Raw genomic sequence first — 17,027 nt, 5'->3', positions numbered from 1 at the left:
GATGCAGCCGGTGTGTGACGCGTTCACGCTCGCGTTGTCCACCTACGGGGTGCCCGAGCAGGTCCTGACCGACAACGGCCGGGTCTTCACCGGCCGGTTCAACACCCCGCCGGTGGAGGTGCTGTTCGACCGGATCTGCCGAACCAACGGGATCGAGCACCTGTTGACCAAGCCCCGCTCCCCGACGACCACCGGCAAGATCGAGCGGTTTCACCGGTCCTTGCGGGCCGAGTTCCTCACCGGGGCGGTGTTCCAGGACCTGGCTGATGCTCAGGACCGGCTCGATGCCTGGGTCGGGACCTACAACCACGACCGGCCACACCAAGCGATTGGGATGCACACCCCAGCCGAGCGCTACGGCACCGGACCCCGGCGAGCCCTCAGCCCCGAACCCGACCGCACTGGACCGGAATGGGTGGCCCGGAAGGTGTCGACCTGCGGGGTCGTGTGCGTGTCCTGGCAGCAGGTGTCGGTCGGGCGCCACCGGGCCGGCGAACGCTGCGACGTGCACGTCGCACCAGACATCCTGCAGTTCTGGATCGGCAACGAGCTGCTGCGCACCGTCAAACGCAGCAGCACCGGCCCTGTGCGCAACAAGCGACCCCTGGGAGGCGCGATGACCAAGACCCCCAGAACCACGGCAAACTGAAGACACTGGAGTGTCAAGGAACAGCCGGCGTAGAACTGTCAGGCATCAACCGAAGGCCAACACCAGCTCTCAAGTTTCCGCAGGTAGGCGGGTTGCCGGGTCCTTCCCGCTCGGCCGTGGTGCACGAGCAACCCCGCCAGAACCCCGCCAGGCCCGCCTTAGGTCACTCGGGAGAGTCGTCCATATTGGGGAGCCACCCAAGGTCTTGGGCGGGGATGACACTACGGAGCCTGTCCGGGACTTCAATGTGGAAGTTGTAACTGATCTCTGCGAGCTGCCGCCCGACCGCGTCTCTGTAGGCGGTGAGCGCCCCCAGGAAGTGATTATGGTCCTGCCGGAAGAGCCGGGAGCTCGGGCCTGCGGCACGCACGAAAGCTCGGCTGGCATCACGCATCGTCTTCAATGACTTTTCAAGTCGACCCCCTCCGCGCACATTGAGCAACTCAAGCGTTAGCAGATCGCGAATCTTGTCCGCTGACAGTCGGGTGAACTCGTAGTCTTCACGACTCGGCGCTTCGCACAGCACGTCCTTGTCCTCAAGCTGAATGAAGACCCGACGGGCGAGGTCCTTGTTGGTTTCGATGTACTCCCACTGCGCCCCCCAGCCGCCAGGAAACTGCAGGCCGGTAAGTTTGGCCTTCATCAGAGCTCCTCTCAAGGTTTGCCGACTTTGCCTTCCGGCAAAGGGTGGCGATATGCGGTAGGGATGAGGCTGTCGCGATCAGGTGTCCATGGCGACCAGAAGCGCCACCGGCCTCCAGAGCAGCGCAACGATGAGTCCGTCGAGATTCGGTCGATGACGACCAGTGTGGTGGCCTGGCCCTCCGAATGGCGGATCTCGCCCTCGGTAACATCGATAGCGAACGCTAGACTTCTACGCCCACTACATCCCCAAGGACGATGTGCACCCGCTCAACGGTCGCCCGAGGGCGCTCGGCGGCTGAACAGGACGTGTCCAAAGCGAGGAAAGGCGCGAGCCGCCACAGCTGCGTCACGGAGGCACTTGGTGTCGCCGGTCCTGTCGACCAGCCATCGCTGATGCCGAAGGTATGCAAGCCATGCCATGAGCGCGCACAAGGCGACGACAATGGGGACCCAGATGAAAGCGGCCACCTCTTAACCTCCGTCAGTCGTGCTTTCCGCACTGACGGGGCGGTGGCCGCAACGACCCAGAACCCCGTGAAACTACTGAGGCTCAAGTTCCCCGGCTTCTTGACCATACGGGGGTGGGTCGTTGCGTGCCTGTCGCGGTCTTGAGCCGCGCGCCTCGCTGTCGAGGTCAGGCTTGTGGCGCCAGTGTAGCCGAGGGACGACTCTGACGGGTCTACTGCTGCCTGCTTCTAGACGTCCTCGCCGACTGGTTCGGTCCGGCGTGCACGGATGCGCTCCCGCAGCGCCTTCAGTGTGGCGAAGGACGGGTCATCGCCCGCAACTGGATCGAGTTCGCCTCGCATGTAGAGGCGTTCAGCCATGCCCTCAATGACCGCCTCTTTGGTGTCGTCGTCGAGGTTGGCAACGAAGCCGGCCACCGTGTCGATCCGGATCTGCGTTCGCTTTGAGATGCGGGACTCGTGATGGAATCCTCGGGCGCGAGCGAAGCACAGAGCAGCGAGACCGAGTCCAGCGATCGACACGGCCAAGCGTGTGACCGCTAGAGGAATGGACGTTTCTGCCGAGACGTTCAGCAGGTGATAGCCGATGAGCGCCAGCGCTCCCGCGCCCACCAAAGTACCGATTACGTCCCAGATCCATCCGCCGACGGATTTGTTGAGCGCGTTCTTCCGGTAGTCCTTGGCGACAGCCTTCTCGGCCAGTGTGGCGGCGATGTTCTTGGCCTCCACGTTAAGCGTACGCATCTCCGCGAGTTCGGCCTCAGCGGCCACTTTCGCCGCGGTGGCCGCAGAGATCGGCTCCTGCCATGCAGCCTGGCTCTTTTCAAGGAGCGAGTCGCCGACCTCATCGATCTTGTCGGCGACTTGCTCCGCAGATTCGGCCTTGAGGGCCTCCACCGTTTCCACCAGTGCCGTTAGTTGAGCGTCGAGCGTGTTCGCCCTTCGTGTTACCTCGGCCAAGCTCTTGTGCGTCGCTGCCTCATATTTGCTCGCTGCCCGTCCAGCCGCGCCTGCGCGGCCTCCCGGGGGCAGGGCCGGCATCTGCGCCATGTACAGAGCAGCAGCGTCGAGGTAGGTGGCCGCGTTCAGCAGGCCCGTAGAGGTGTCGGGGTCGTTTACGTACTGCTCCACGTAGGCGGAGATATTCGAGATCGGCTGAGTTAGCTGGTCAAGCATGGTGGGCGCATACAGCGCCGCGTCTTGCTCGGAGTGCGACACAAGCTGCTCCATAAGACGAAGCGCGCGGGCGAAATTGGCCGCCTCCTCTTCATCCTCTGGGACAGCCGCTCCGTCAAGAGCGTCTCTGGTCTTCGTCACTAATGTCCAAAGCCCGTGGCTCTGGAAGTTGGCTGCCCAAGCGCCGGCCACTTGTTCTCCCCTCGTCTGGGGCCAAGGATAGGGACGGACGCCGACAACGGCGGGGCGACGCTCCGGCGAAGTCGTCCGGCCCCAGCCAACCCCGCCACAACCCCGCCGCCCACTCGCCCCGACTCGACACCGACTCGACACCGACTCGACACCGACTCGACACCGACTCAACTCCGACTGTCCGGCCGAAGACGGGCTCTCACCTGCGGACATGCAGGCTCGATCGGTCGACCGGCGGGGTTCGGCGGGCGAGGTCGATTCACGAAGTCCGCGCNACCGACTCAACTCCGACTGTCCGGCCGAAGACGGGCTCTCACCTGCGGACATGCAGGCTCGATCGGTCGACCGGCGGGGTTCGGCGGGCGAGGTCGATTCACGAAGTCCGCGCTCTTGTAAACAGGTGGTTGGGGGTTCGAGTCCCCCCGCCAGCTCTCGACCGGATCCCCTTGGCCTGCTGTGCGGGGGAAGGGACGATGCTGCTGCTGACGTGATCGCGGGAGCCTGACGCCAGCCTGACGGCGCGTTGCTGACGCGGTCGATACTTACAGGCGCCCTCGTCGGGATCGAGGCCACGTGGTGACCACGCTCCGCCGTCCATGCGGGGTTGAGCGTGACGCGGCCCTGCATTCCTCGAGGAATGCAGGGCCGCTTCGGCATCGGCGGGATAAGGACTAGGGCCTCACTTCACCGCGACGAACGTGTCATCGGACAGCATGTCGGGCGAGACAGAGAGGACGCCGTTTTCCCAACCATTCGCCGGCACCTCGAGCATGTCGTTGCCCGTCACGGACGCGCCCTTGAACACCTTGGTGAGCGAGGCGAACTGGTCCTTCGGAACGAACATCGTCGAGCCGCTGGTGGAGTCGATCGTGTTCCCCTGGGCGGTCACGAACTTGACGACCGCGAAGGCTGATGAACCCTGTGCGTCGTCACCGTTGTAGGTGGCGGTCAGATTGACGACCAGAAGCTTCTTGCCGGCCGCGGGCTTTTGCCCGAATGAGTCCTTGTCTGCGGTCTTGACCGAGTTGATGGTGACGGTCCAGTCGCCACCGGTGATTGCAGAACCGATGGGAGCAGGCTTCTCGCGAGACGACCCGAGTTCCTTGTCCGCTGCGGCGGCGCCGTTCGAGTCGGCCGGAGCCCTGACGCTCGTGTCCACGGTGGTCTTGACCGCGTCATCCACGGCGTTGACGAAGGCGACGTTGACGACGATCGCGATGATCACGGCGAGCACACCGAGAATGAGTCCGGTGAGTGCGAGACCCTTGCCCGTGCCCACCTTCTTGGACTTCGCCAGGCCGACGGCGGCGAGAATGGCGCCGAGCACACCGAGAATCAATCCGACGATGTTGAGCACCGGGATCCACGAAGCGAGCAAACCGAGCAGGCCAAGCACGAAGCCGGCCGTGGCAAGGCCATTGCTGCCGTTCACGGGTGGAGGTGCTGCCAGACCCGGCTGGGTCGGGGCGGACTGCGGAATCTGAGTGTCGGACATGTTCCCTCTGTCTGTCGTATCGCGTGGTCGAGGCCTCCCGGTGTAGCTACGGCATTCCCGCTCGGCGAATGGGAGGATACCGGGGCAAAACGGCCCGCGTGCGAGAACCGGATATCAGTGCACATCGGTCTCATGTCAGCCGTCAGGGCCATGCCGCCGGCGCGCAAACTGCCGACGACCACGTGGCTCAGATCGGCTTGATGTGTGGCTCTCAGGGAGAAGCGCCGTCACCTTGCGTGCAGAACGCCGTCGGCCGCGGGCGACGGCGCCTATCGGTCCGCCGGGGGTCGAGCCCGCGCGTGGACTCGTTCGCCCTGGGGGCCGAACAGGCTGAGGACCTCCGCGGGTCCGGTGCCGTCGCTGCCGAACCAGTGGGGCACGTGCGTGTCGAACTCCGCCACCTCGCCGGCGCGCAGCACCGAGTCGCGATCGCCCAGCACCAGACGCATCCGCCCGGACAGCACGTAGAGCCACTCGTAGCCCTCGTGGGTCCTGAGCTCGGGCGTGCTGTTGCCGGCGGGCACGATGATCTTCCACGCCTTGACGCCGCCGGGCTGCCGGGTCAGCGGAAGCACCGTGCGCCCGTTGCGCCTGCTGGCCTTGAGCCGCACCCTCGGGTCGCCCACCTCCGGCGCGCCGACCAGGTCGTCGAGCGGCACCCGGTACGCCAGGGCCAGCGGCAGCAGCAGCTCCAGGCTGGCCTTCCGCTGCCCGGTCTCCAGCCGGGACAGGGTGCTCTTGGAGATCCCGGTCGACTCGGCCAGCTCGGTCAGGGTGAGGCCCCGGTGCGTCCGCAGCAGCCTCAGCCGTGGACCGACCTGCTCGATCGCCTGCGCGATGACCGCAGCGGAGTCGTCCATGGACACATGGTGGCGACGTCGTGCCAGCCTGCGCAACGGGACTGCCCGGAGGCATGGGAGCGGCCGCCGTTCCCGGAAACGGCAACGTTTCTGGCGTGACGCGGCTGGGCCGCCGCACAGTGCCTCCATGAGCACGTGCGACGTCCTGGTCATCGGCGGTGGTGCCGCCGGCCTCTCCGCAGCCCTGGTGCTCAGTCGCGCCCGACGCGATGTCGTCGTCGTGGACTCCGGCGCCCCGCGCAACGCACCGGCGGCGCACCTGCAGGGCTTCCTCTCCCGCGACGGGATGTCTCCGGCCGACCTGCTCGAGGTCGGCCGGCGGGAGATCGCCGGCTACGGGGCCACCCTCGTGCGCGGCACCGTGCGAGAGCTGGCCCGCTGCGACGGCGGCGGCTTCCGTGCGTCGCTCACCGACGGCCATCGCATCACCGCGCGACGGGTCCTGGTCACCACCGGACTGCACGACGAGGTGCCCGACGTCCCGGGCCTGTCCGAACGCTGGGCCAGGGACGTGCTGCACTGCCCGTACTGCCACGGGTGGGAGGTGCGGGACAGGCGGCTCGGCGTCCTGTGGCACGGCGCGGCGACGGTCCGGTACGCCCACATCGTCCGCCAGTGGACGCCCGACCTCGTCCTCTTCGTCCCCGAGGGACTGCTCACCGATGAGGACCGGTCACGGCTCGTCGCCCGCGCGATCGGGATCGTCGAGGGCGACGTCGAACGCCTCGTCATCGAGGACGACGCCCTCCACGGGGTCGCGATGAGCGACGGCCGCGTGGTCCCGCGTGACGCCCTGTTCGTCCCGCCGCGGTTCACCCCTCACGCCGACCTGCTCGCCGGCATCGGGTGCGGCCTCGACGAGCACGGCTGGCCCACGACCGGCGCCGACGGTGCCACCACCGTGCCCGGGGTGTGGGTCGCCGGCAACGTGGCCGACCCCCGGGCCCAGGTCGTCACCGCCGCGGGCCAAGGGTCTGCCACCGCCATCGCCATCAACAACGACCTCGTCGACGACGACATCCGCACGGCTGTCGCGCTCTTCGACGAAGGATCGCTCGCCTGACCCGACCTGGTGCCGCCCCGGCACGAGCGTCCTCACCACCACACGACCCAGGAGGTCACCCATGCCCCACTCCCACACGCCTGCACCCGGCTCGGCCTCCCCGTCGCCGGCCGTCGCGCCCCCGACCAAGCACCAGCTCGCCCTGATGATCTGGCTCAGCGTCTTTCCGACGCTGACCCTCATCAACCTGGCTTTCGGTGGCTGGCTGGTGAGCCTGAACCCGGTGCTGCGCACCCTGGTGCTCGCCACGATCGCCGTGCCCGTCGTCATCTACGGACTCATGCCTCAGCTGCACAAGGTTCGGGTGCGCCTGGTGACTCGCTCCTCCGCGCGGTAGCGCTCGCGACGGGCGCAAGCCCCTCTGGCGTCGGCCTCGGCTGTTCTACGCTGCAAGCAGCCAGCTGGGGTGTCACGAACGGAGCAGGCATGACGGGTCCCCTGCTCAGCAGCAAGCTGTACGTTCCCGGCCCCAGGGCGGGCGCGCTCGAGCGGGCCCGCGTCAGCGACCTGCTCGACCGCGGCACGACGACGAAGCTCACCCTCGTCTCGGCCCAAGCCGGGTTCGGCAAGACCACCGCGATCGCCAACTGGGTGCAGCACCGTTCCGCCCCGGGTGGGGTGGCCTGGCTCTCCCTGGACCCCGGGGACGCGGTGCCGGACGGCTTCTGGACGTACGTCGCGACCGCTCTCTCGGGCGTCGACCCGGACCTCGCTGCCGGCGTCGCACCACTGCTGGCAGCGGGAGCAGCACTGCCGGCCGTGCTGACCGAGCTGCTCAACCGGCTCGCGGACCTCGACCACGACCTCGTCCTCGTCCTCGACGACTACCACCTCGTCGACGGCCCCGAGATCGCCGACGGGCTCGCGTTCGTGCTCGCGCACCTGCCGCCGCACGCCCACGTCGTGCTCAGCACCCGCGCCGACCCGAGCCTGCCGCTGAGCCGGCTGCGGTCGCACGGAGAGCTCGTCGAGATCCGCGCCGCAGACCTGCGGTTCACCAACGACGAGGCGACCAGCTACCTGCGCAGCCACGGAGTCGACCTCACCCCCGCCGACACCGCCGCGCTGGAACGGAAGACCGAGGGCTGGGCGGCGGCTCTCCAGCTGGCCGTCCTCTCACTGCGCGACCGCGCAGATGTCAGCGAGTTCCTCGCCGGCTTCGCCGGTGACGACCGGTTCATCGTCGACTACCTCGTCGAGGAGGTGCTGAGCCGCCAGCCCCGACCCGTTCGCGACTTCCTGCTGCGCACGTCCGTCCTCGATCGCCTGACCGGCAGGCTGTGCGACGCCGTGACGGGCCACGAGGGCGGCGGCGAGCTGCTGCGCGAGCTGGAACGCCAGAACCTTTTCGTCGTCCCGCTCGACGCGCGTCGGCAGTGGTACCGATACCATCACCTCTTCGCCGACGTCCTTCGCGCGCACGCCGCGTCGGACCCCGCCGTGCCCTCCTCGGGCACGCTCCACCGACGGGCGAGCGCCTGGTACGAGCGGGACGGCCAGCCGGTCCCTGCGGTCCGGCACGCCCTGATGGCAAGCGAATTCGCGCGCGCAGCCGTGCTGATGGAGAGAGCCGTCCCCGACCTGCTCCGTCAGCGACAGGAGGACATCATCGTCGGCTGGACCGTTGCCCTGCCCGACGACGTCGTCCGCACCCGGCCGGCCCTGGCCATGGGCCTCGTCGCGGGGCTCATGGCCCGCAACGAGGTCGACAGCGTGCCCCGGCGCCTCGACGAGATCGAGGACCTGCTCGAACGGCACCGTGCCGCGGCCACGGCCGGATCGGCCCCGATGGCGGTGCTGGTGGAGGACCCCGGTGAACTGGCTCGGCTACCGGGCAAGGTCCACCTCTACCGGGCGGCGCACGCCCTGGTGAGCGAGGACCTCGAGGCCACGCAGCGGTACGTGCAGCTCGCCACGGCGACGGCCGCGCCCGACGACCACCCCACCCGCGCCGGTGCGTGGGGCCTGTCCGGGTTGGCGCACTGGCGAACCGGCGACGTCGAGGCCACGCACCGCTGCTACTCCCGATGCGTCGAGGAGCTCCTCGAGGCCGGTCACCTCTCCGACGTCCTGGGATGCACGACGACCCTGGCCGACATCCGCATCTCCCAGGGCCGCATCGGGGAGGCGGAGCGGACCCTGCGACGTGCCCTGGCCCTCGTGGCGGACGCGGACGAGACGCCGCGGGGCGCGGCCGACATGCACACCGGCCTGGCGGGCATCGCGCTGGAGCGCGGCCAGCTCGACGACGCCGAGAGCCACCTACGTCGTGCCCAGCAGCTCGGCGACGCGGCGGGCATGCCGGCGCACGCCGCCCAGGTCCGGGTGACGATGGCCCTGGTGCGCGCGGCCCGTGGCGACGTCGACGAGGCGCTGACCCTGCTCGACGAGGCGGAGCGGCTCTACGTCGCCGACTTCAAGCCGGACGTCCGCCCGGTGCACGCCACTCGCGCACGCGTTCTCGTGGCCGCCGGTCGGCTGGGGGAGGCCCGGGCCTGGGCCGTCGAGCACGGGCTGCGCACGGATGACGAGCTGTCGTACCTGCGCGAGTACGAGCACGTCACCCTGGCCATGGTGCGTCTGGCCGAGCACCGAGAGGGGCTGCGCCAGCACGTGGGCGAGACCCGGGCCTTCCTGGGCCGGCTGCACACCTCCAGCGAGGCCGGGGGCAGGGCCGGCCCCCTTCTCGAGATCGCACTGCTGCAGGCAGTAGCCGCGGACGCGGCCGGTGACGCCGATGCCACCACGACGCACCTGCGGCTGGCGGTGCGCCTGGGTGAGCCAGGACACGTGGTCCGGCCCTTCACCGACCATGCGGCCGACCTGCCCCGGCTGGTCGGGACGCTCGACCCCGAGGAGCAGCAATCGCCTTACGTCCGAACGCTGCTCGCGGCGAGCAGTCCCGTTGGCCCACGCATCACGGAAACTGCGCCGCCGCCGCGCCAGGACCTCGTGGACCCACTCAGCCGGCGCGAGCTGGAGGTCCTGTGTCTGCTCGCCACCGACCTCAGCGGGCCCGAGCTGGCCCGGCACCTGGTCGTGTCGCTCAACACCGTGCGCACCCACACGAGGAACGTGTACAGCAAGCTCGGCGTCAGCGGTCGACGCGCGGCCGTCAGCCGCGCCCGCGAGCTGGACCTGCTCGGCCGGGACGGCTGACAGCGACGCCCGACGCCCGACGCGTGTCCGCGCGCTCCGGCGTCCGGGGTCCGGGGTCAGCGCAGCGCCTTCACCGGGAGGATGGCGAACGCCCCGGCGGCTGCGCACGCTGCCGCCACCGCGAACAGGACGCCGTAGCTGCCTGCGCCGAGCGACAGGATGGCCGGAGCCACGGCGGGCGCGAGCGCGAACGGCAGGGCTCCGGCGTAGTTGAAGACCCCGAGGTCCTTGGCGGCGTCGGCCGGATCCGGCAGCACCTGGGTGACGAGGGCGAGGTCGACCGCGAAGTAGAGGCCGAACCCGAGGCCGCTGAGGGTCACCGCGACCAGGTATCCCGTGAGGCTGGTCGCGACGCCGAGCAGCCCCATGGCCAGGGCGTACACGAGCGCGGCGGCCCCCACGAACACCTTGCGGCGCCCGGCCCGGTCGGAGAGGCGCCCGCCCACGAGGGACGCCAGCACGACGGCGGACGACTGCAGCAGCGTCGCCAGGAACACGAGGCTCGGGATCTCGGCCTCGGTGCGGTGCAGCCGGTCCAGCAGGAAGTACACCTGGTAGGTCGTGAGGAACGCGTACGCCATGACGAGGAGGAACCTGCTGAGGAAGGCCCACGCGAAGTCCGGGTGACGCCGCGGGTCGACGACGAGCGTGTCGACCGCGACGCGCCAGGTCCACGCCGGTCTCGCCTCGGGCGCGAGCCGGCGGTCGTCCAGGTTCGCGGCGAAGACCACGACGAAGAGGCCGCCGATCGCGCACGGCAGCAGGAACATCGCCAGCTCGTGACCGCTGAACATCCTCACGACGAAGGTCGCACCGATCGACGCGACGGGCAGGCACACGCCCAGGACGCCGGACACCCGGCCCCGCTGTGTCGTCGGAACCTGGTCGGGCAGCACCGCGACGTGCACGGCCAGGACGGCGTTGAAGGACAGCTGGGCGATGCACCAGCCGAGGACCACCGTGGCGACGTTCGACGCAGTGGCCACGAGGAGGATGCCCGCCGTGCCCACCAGCAGTCCGCCGACCATCCACGGCCGGCGCATCCCCCATCGTGACGTCGTCCGGTCGCTGAGCCGGCCGAAGACGGGGTTGCCGACGAGAGCCACGGCCGAGCCGGCGCCGGCCACGAGGGCCAGGCTGCTCGGAGCGGACGCCGACCCCACCAGGTCGTTCACCTTGAGTGCCAGCGTGACCGTCAGCGGCGCGATGAACAGCAGGCACGTGCCCAGGTAGGAGAGCGTGTAGAGCGTCACGAAGCCCCGCCCGACCCGACGCCCGGGCCGGGATGGGCGAACCGTGTCGGTGGACTCCTCGTGCACGTGCGCCCTTTCGGGCGACCGCCGGCCGGCGTCGGTCACAGTTCACACGGTAGGCAGCGGACGCGCGGCGCGGGGCTGAAGGGCGCAGGTCGGGGCGCCCTCGCGCGGACGCGAGATTCACCGCACCGCTCACCATATGCGGTGATGCCCGCTCACCACCCCCGCTCCTAGCGTGCGCCGTACCGACCCTTGCACCACTGCAGCGCCGACCCGGCGCCGGCCCCGAGGAGAGCCATGAAGGACCACATCGCCGACACCGGCCGTGACCGGGCGTGGTACGAGATCCGCCTCCAGGGACAGCTCGGCGCCCACTGGGCGAGCCGCTTCGACGGCATGAGCCTGGCCCCGCTCGAGGACGGCACGACCGTCCTGCGCGGTCCGGTCGCCGACCAGGCGGCGCTCCACGGGCTCCTGCGCCAGCTCGGCGACATCGGCATCCCCCTGCTGTCCCTGCACCGGCAGGACCCCGACACCACCGCCCCGCAATCCGCAGCAACCGCAGCAACCGCAGCAACCCCACCGACCCGACCGACCCATCCAGGAGACTGACATGGCCACCACCACCGCGACCGCGCCGACGAACGTCGGGCGTCCCGCCGCCGACTGGACCCGCAACCACGCGCGGGCATCCGGCATCTTCTACCTGCTGACCTTCGCCTCGTCGATCGCGGCAGTCGTGTACTTCCTCAAGCCGATCCTCGACGACCCCTTCTACGTCGTCGGCCCGGGGCAGGACACCCGGGTCATCATCGGGTGCCTGCTCGACACCGTGAACGCCGTCACGGCCGTCGGCTCGGCCGTCGCCGTCTACCCGGTGGTCAAGCGGCAGAACCACGCGATGGCCCTCGGGTTCGTCACCTCCCGCATGTACGAGGCGGCCGTCATCATGGTCGGCGTCCTCGCGCTCCTCGGCGTCGTCGCCCTCCGGCAGAGCAACCCGGGCGGTGACACGGCCGCCCTCCTGACGACCGGCCACGGCCTGGTGGAGATGCGCAACTACTCGTTCCTCTTCGGGCCGAACCTGGCGCCCGTGATGAACGCGGTGCTCTTCGGCACCCTGCTCTACCGGTCCCGTCTGGTGCCGCGCTTCATCCCGATCATGGCCCTGGCCGCCGCCCCGCTGCTGCTCGTCCCGACCGTCGCCACCATCCTCGGCGCCACCGAGCACGGGTCCGTCTGGTGGGCCCCCGGCGGCGTGCTCATCTTCGTCTGGGAGCTGACCGTCGGCCTCTACATGACGTTCAAGGGCTTCAAGCCCACGCCCCTGACGGCGAACCCACCCCGGTCGTGACCGCCCGGCACCGAGCGACCTCGAGAGAAGGACCCACTCATGATCACCGTGGAACGACTGACCAAGCGCTACGGCCTGGCTGTCGCCGTCGACGACATCTCCTTCACCGCCCGACCCGGACGCGTCACCGGGTTCCTCGGCCCCAACGGGGCCGGCAAGTCCACGACGATGCGGATGATGGTCGGTCTCACCTGGCCGACAGCCGGCACCGCGACCGTGCTGGGGCGCGCCTTCACCGAGCTGCCCAACACCGGCCGGGAGGTCGGCGTCCTGCTCGACGCGTCCGCCCAGCACGCCGGCCGGACCGGGCGCGAGACCCTCACCCTGGCCCAGCAGACGATGGGTCTCCCGTCCGACCGGGTGCCGGAGTTGCTCGGCACAGTCGGCCTCACCGACACCGAGGCAGCCCGACGCGTCCGCGACTACTCCCTTGGCATGCGGCAACGCCTCGGCATCGCCACCGCCCTCATCGGCGACCCGCAGGTCCTCATCCTCGACGAGCCGGCCAACGGGCTCGACCCCGCGGGCATCCGGTGGATGCGCGACCTCCTGCGCGGCCACGCCGACCGCGGCGGCACCGTGCTGCTCTCCTCCCACCTCCTGCACGAGATCGAGGTCATCGCCGACGACCTCGTCGTCATCGGCCACGGCCGGATCGTCGCCCAGGGCACCAAGTCCGACCTGCTCGCGACCACCGGGACCCTCGTGCAGACCCGGGACCGCGCCCGCCTCGCCACGGCGTTGGCGGATGCCGGGATGGCGTTCACCGACCACGGCCCCCGCACCACCACCGGCGTCTGCACGCTGCGCGTCGACGCCGACCCCGAACACGTCGGTCGCGAAGCCGCCCTCGCCGGCGTCGCCCTGCTCGGCCTGCGCCCCGCCGAGGGCGCCGGCCTCGAGGAGATGTTCCTCGAGCTCACCGCCCAGACCCAGCGAGAAGGAGCAGTCGCATGAGCACCACGACCCGGCCCGAGCCCATCACCCAGGTCGCCACACGACCTCTCCACGCGCCGACCCGCCTCCCGGTGCACCGCCTGGTCCGGGTGGAGCTGCGCAAGTCCCTCGACACGCGCTCCGGTTTCTGGCTCCTGGTCGGCACGGCCCTGACGGCCGTGGCCACGACGATCCTCGTCATCGCGTTCGCGCCGGCAGACCAGCTCAGCTACGCCACCTTCACGCTGGCCATCGCCAAGCCGATGAGCGTGACGCTGCCGCTCATGGCCGTCCTGTCCGTCACGGCCGAGTGGACCCAACGCAGCGGGCTGAGCACCTTCACCCTGGTCCCGCACCGCGGGCGCGTCATCCTCGCCAAAGGCATCGCCATGCTCCTGGTCGGCGTCCTCGCCATGGTCCTCGCGTTCCCGCTCGGTGCGCTCGGCAACCTCGCGGGCAGCGCCGTCCACGGCCTCGAGCCCGTCTGGGACCAGAGCGCCGTCGACCTGGCCTACTTCGCGCTCGCGAACACCCTGCTCATGGCGGTCGGCTTCATGTTCGGCGTCCTGATCCGGGCCTCCGCGGGCGCCATCGTCGCCTACTTCGTCTACGCCTTCGTGGCCCCGACGCTGCTCACCTTCCTGGCCATGGGTCAGGAGTGGTTCCGCACCGCGCAGCCGTGGGTCGACCCGAACTACAGCCAGGACGCCCTGTTCCACGGCGGCTTCGGCGCCGAACAGTGGGCGCAGCTCGGGGTCACCACAGCCGTGTGGCTCGTGGCGCCGCTGGTCGTCGGCGTCATCACCCTGCGGCGCACCGAGGTGAAGTAGCGGGCACCGGCCACGGCCCGCGCTCCGCCGATCTCGCTGACCTTCGCACGGCCGCGCTCCTACACTCGGCGCGTGGCCGTGTTGGGGACCAAGCTCCACCTGCCTGCCGCGCGCCCCGGTCTCGTCGCGCGCCCCCGGCTCAGCGGTCGCCTGGCCGGCGCCGCCCGTCCCCGGGTCGTGCTCGTCTCGGCCCCGGCCGGTTTCGGCAAGACGACCCTCCTGACGCAATGGCTCACCACCGCGGCCCCCGCCACCACCACCGACGACGACGAACCCCGACGCGTCGCCTGGGTCTCCCTCGACGACGACGACAACGACCCGGCGCGTCTGCTCGAGCACGTCGTCGCGGCCCTGGCCTCCGTGCGCGACCTGCCGGAGGCGTCGCGCCTCATGGCCGACGGCGGTGCGCCTCCACCGCAGGCCGTGCTCACGAGCGTCGTCAACGACCTCGACCTGCACGAGGGCCAGACCGTCCTGGCCCTCGACGACTACCACGTCATCGACGCCCCCGAGTCGCACGCCATCACCTCGTTCCTGATCGAGCACGCCCCACCCCGGCTCACCCTGGCCATCGGGACGCGGGCGGACCCGCCACTGGCCCTGTCCCGCCTCCGCGCGAGGGGCGAGCTGCTCGAGATCCGCGCCGCCGACCTGCGGTTCACCCCGGACGAGACCTCCTCGTTCCTCGACCAGGTCATGGGCCTGTCCCTGTCCCCGGCCGACGTGCAGGCGCTCGCAGACCGGACCGAGGGCTGGGCGGCCGGTCTCCAGCTCGCGGGCCTGTCGCTGCAAGGTGTGGAGGACCGCACCTCGTTCGTGCAGGAGTTCGCCGGCACCCACCGGTTCATCCTCGACTACCTCGTGGAGGAGGTGCTCGCACAGCAGCCCGAAGACGTCCGTCGGTTCCTCCTCGACACCTCCGTGCTGCACGAGCTGACCGGTCCGCTCACCGACGCGCTGACCGGCCGGCACGACGGACGCGCGGTCCTCGAGGCCCTCGACCGAGCCAACCTCTTCGTCGTCCCGCTCGACGACCGACGGACCTGGTACCGGTACCACCACCTGTTCGTCGAGGCGCTCCGCGCCCGGCTGGTCGCCGACGACCCCGACCGCGTCCCACGGCTGCACCACGCGGCCAGCGTCTGGCACGCAGGACACGGCCGACCCCGGGACGCGGTGCGGCACGCCCTGGCCGCCGGTGACCCGGACCACGCGGCCGACCTCGTCGAGTGGGCGCTGCCCGACCTTCGGCGCACCCGCCACGACCGACTCTTCCGGGACTGGCTGACCGCCCTGCCCGACGACGCCGTGCGGGCCCGGGCACTGCTGGCCACCTACCGGGCGTGGACCCGGCTCGTGGATGCAGACCTCGACGGTGTCGATGCGTGGCTCGCCGCGGCCGAGGCCGCCTTGGCCGCCCACCCGCCGGTCGCGGCGCCGGACGCGTCGGAGGTCACCCGCGAGGAGGTGCGGACGCTGCCCGCCACCATCGCGATCTTCCGGGCCTCCGCCGCCCAGGCCCGCGGCGACACCGCCGCGGCACAGTCGCACGCGCGGCATGCCCTCGACCTGTGCGGACCGGAGGACCACATGGCCCGAGGCGGGGCCGCCGGGTTCCTCGCGATGGCCGCCTGGGCCGACGGTGACCTCGTCGAGGCGGTCGCGACCTTCCAGGGCGCGCTGGAGGACCTCACCGCCGCCGGTGACGTCGCGGACGAGTTCGGCGGCACCGTGCCCCTGGGCGCCATGTGGACCGCCCGCGGGCGACCCGACGAGGCCCGGCGCCTGTTCGAGCGGGCCCTCGCTGCGGCCGAGGCCCACCCCGGCGCCGCCCTCGCGACCCTGGGCGACATCCACGTCGGTCTGGCGGACGTCCTCGTCGAACAGGGCCACCTCGACCGTGCCGACGCACAGCTCGCGGCGGCTTCCGCGCTGGGGGAGTCGGCGTCCCTGCTGGAGAACCGGTACCGCTGGGCGATGACGGCCGCTCGCCTGCGCCGCGCGCTCGGCGACCTCGACGGAGCTCTGCGGCTGCTCGAGCAGTCCGCCGACGCGTACCGGGCCGGCTTCTTCCCCGACGTGCGGCCCCTTCCGGCCCTCCGGGCCCGCACCCTCATCGCCCAGAGCCGACTGGCCGACGCCCGGGAGTGGGCGACCGCCACAGGCGTCGAGCAGCGACCGGCAGGGCGCTACCTCGACGAGTTCAACCAGGCCACCTACGTGCGGCTGCTGCTCGCGGAGCACCGCGCCGGCCCGGAGTCACACCCGGTCGCCGAGGCACTCGACGAGGCCGAGTCGCGCCTCGCCGCCATCGCTCGGGACGCCGACCGGGGCGGTCGCGGCGCGAGCCTCGTCGAGGTCCGGCTGATGCAGGCTCTGTGCAGCGACGCCCGCGGCGACCACCGCGTTGCCGTCGAGCGGCTGGCCGAGGCCCTCACCCTCGGCGTGCCGGCCGGGTTCGTCCGCCTCTTCCTCGACGAGGGTGAACCGCTCGAGCGGCTCCTGCCGGCGGTGGAGCGGCACCCGACCGCCGGTGGGCAGGCCCGCGCCCTCCGGCACGCCACGTACCGCCCGGTCGCGGCGTCCGCACCGACCTCCGCCCCGGACGCCCCCCGTCCCGACGCGCTCAGCGAGCGTGAGCTTGACGTGCTCCGCCTGCTCGCGACCACCCTCAGCGGCCCTGACATCGCCCGCGAGCTGTACGTGTCCGTCAACACCCTGCGCACCCACACCAAGCACATCTTCACCAAGCTGGACGTCAACACCCGCCGCGCCGCCGTCGAACGCGCCCGCGAGCTCGGCCACCTCTGAGCGGGCCGCGCCACCGCAGGCGAGCAGCCCGGTGGCACCGCAGGTCACCACCCGGATCACCACCGATGGTGATCCCGCGTCACCCGTGCGGTTCCTACCGTCGAGCCCATCGGCAAGCCCGCCGAGCCACCGAA

14 protein-coding genes are annotated in these 17,027 nt (G+C 70.6%); 9 read left to right on the top strand and 5 right to left on the bottom strand.

Annotated elements, in window-relative coordinates:
- A partial coding sequence (locus RY076_RS22900; RefSeq protein WP_323102182.1) for an integrase core domain-containing protein occupies nt 1-649 on the top strand: 649 nt, incomplete at its 5' end.
- 163 nt (nt 650-812) lie between these two features.
- Here RY076_RS22900 and RY076_RS22895 read toward each other — a convergent pair.
- The 4 genes from RY076_RS22895 to RY076_RS22880 form a co-directional block, all read right to left on the bottom strand.
- Nucleotides 813-1,292: a DUF6650 family protein gene (locus RY076_RS22895; protein WP_323102179.1), complete on the bottom strand. Its 480-nt coding sequence runs from the start codon at nt 1,290-1,292 to the stop codon at nt 813-815.
- Nucleotides 1,293-1,989: 697 nt separating this feature from the next.
- Complete coding sequence (locus RY076_RS22890; RefSeq protein WP_323102176.1) at nt 1,990-3,129, bottom strand: hypothetical protein; 1,140 nt, start codon at nt 3,127-3,129, stop codon at nt 1,990-1,992.
- Nucleotides 3,130-3,808: 679 nt separating this feature from the next.
- Nucleotides 3,809-4,624 carry a DUF4190 domain-containing protein gene (locus RY076_RS22885; RefSeq protein WP_323102174.1) on the bottom strand — a complete coding sequence of 272 codons (816 nt, stop codon included), beginning with the start codon at nt 4,622-4,624 and terminating at the stop codon, nt 3,809-3,811.
- Nucleotides 4,625-4,893: 269 nt separating this feature from the next.
- Nucleotides 4,894-5,484: a helix-turn-helix domain-containing protein gene (locus tag RY076_RS22880; RefSeq protein ID WP_323102172.1), complete on the bottom strand. Its 591-nt coding sequence runs from the start codon at nt 5,482-5,484 to the stop codon at nt 4,894-4,896.
- A gap of 127 nt (nt 5,485-5,611) precedes the next feature.
- On the opposite strand from RY076_RS22880, the gene RY076_RS22875 reads away from it, so the two are divergent.
- The 3 genes from RY076_RS22875 (at nt 5,612) to RY076_RS22865 (ending at nt 9,706) form a co-directional block, all read left to right on the top strand.
- The gene (locus RY076_RS22875; RefSeq protein WP_323102169.1) at nt 5,612-6,547 is read left to right on the top strand and encodes an NAD(P)/FAD-dependent oxidoreductase; all 936 of its coding nucleotides are present in this window, start codon (nt 5,612-5,614) and stop codon (nt 6,545-6,547) included.
- A 61-nt stretch (nt 6,548-6,608) separates the two neighbouring features.
- Nucleotides 6,609-6,884: a hypothetical protein gene (locus tag RY076_RS22870; RefSeq protein ID WP_323102168.1), complete on the top strand. Its 276-nt coding sequence runs from the start codon at nt 6,609-6,611 to the stop codon at nt 6,882-6,884.
- Nucleotides 6,885-6,973: 89 nt separating this feature from the next.
- Nucleotides 6,974-9,706 (top strand): LuxR C-terminal-related transcriptional regulator, encoded by a 2,733-nt coding sequence (locus RY076_RS22865; protein ID WP_323102166.1) that lies wholly within the window; start codon nt 6,974-6,976, stop codon nt 9,704-9,706.
- A 56-nt stretch (nt 9,707-9,762) separates the two neighbouring features.
- Here the strand turns inward: RY076_RS22865 and RY076_RS22860 are convergent, their stop codons facing one another.
- The gene (locus tag RY076_RS22860) at nt 9,763-11,064 is read right to left on the bottom strand and encodes an MFS transporter (protein ID WP_323102164.1); all 1,302 of its coding nucleotides are present in this window, start codon (nt 11,062-11,064) and stop codon (nt 9,763-9,765) included.
- A gap of 195 nt (nt 11,065-11,259) precedes the next feature.
- On the opposite strand from RY076_RS22860, the gene RY076_RS22855 reads away from it, so the two are divergent.
- The 5 genes from RY076_RS22855 to RY076_RS22835 all read left to right on the top strand — a co-directional run bounded on the left by RY076_RS22855 (nt 11,260) and on the right by RY076_RS22835 (nt 16,893).
- Entirely contained in the window at nt 11,260-11,574 is a 315-nt protein-coding gene (locus RY076_RS22855) for a hypothetical protein (protein ID WP_323102161.1), read from the top strand.
- A gap of 1 nt (nt 11,575) precedes the next feature.
- Nucleotides 11,576-12,316 carry a DUF4386 domain-containing protein gene (locus RY076_RS22850; protein ID WP_323102159.1) on the top strand — a complete coding sequence of 247 codons (741 nt, stop codon included), beginning with the start codon at nt 11,576-11,578 and terminating at the stop codon, nt 12,314-12,316.
- A gap of 39 nt (nt 12,317-12,355) precedes the next feature.
- Nucleotides 12,356-13,273, top strand: a complete 918-nt coding sequence (locus tag RY076_RS22845) for an ABC transporter ATP-binding protein (protein WP_323102156.1) — start codon at nt 12,356-12,358, stop codon at nt 13,271-13,273.
- Nucleotides 13,270-14,082, top strand: a complete 813-nt coding sequence (locus RY076_RS22840; RefSeq protein ID WP_323102154.1) for an ABC transporter permease — start codon at nt 13,270-13,272, stop codon at nt 14,080-14,082. The genes RY076_RS22845 and RY076_RS22840 overlap by 4 nt, the downstream gene beginning before the upstream one ends.
- Nucleotides 14,083-14,154: 72 nt before the next feature.
- Complete coding sequence (locus RY076_RS22835) at nt 14,155-16,893, top strand: LuxR C-terminal-related transcriptional regulator (protein ID WP_323102152.1); 2,739 nt, start codon at nt 14,155-14,157, stop codon at nt 16,891-16,893.
- Nucleotides 16,894-17,027: the final 134 nt, after the last annotated feature.

The organism is Intrasporangium zincisolvens (assembly GCF_034724055.1).
GTDB lineage: Bacteria > Actinomycetota > Actinomycetes > Actinomycetales > Dermatophilaceae > Monashia > Monashia zincisolvens.
The sequence above is the reverse complement of the archived record's forward strand: the minus strand, read 5'-3'. Positions and strand labels throughout refer to the sequence as shown.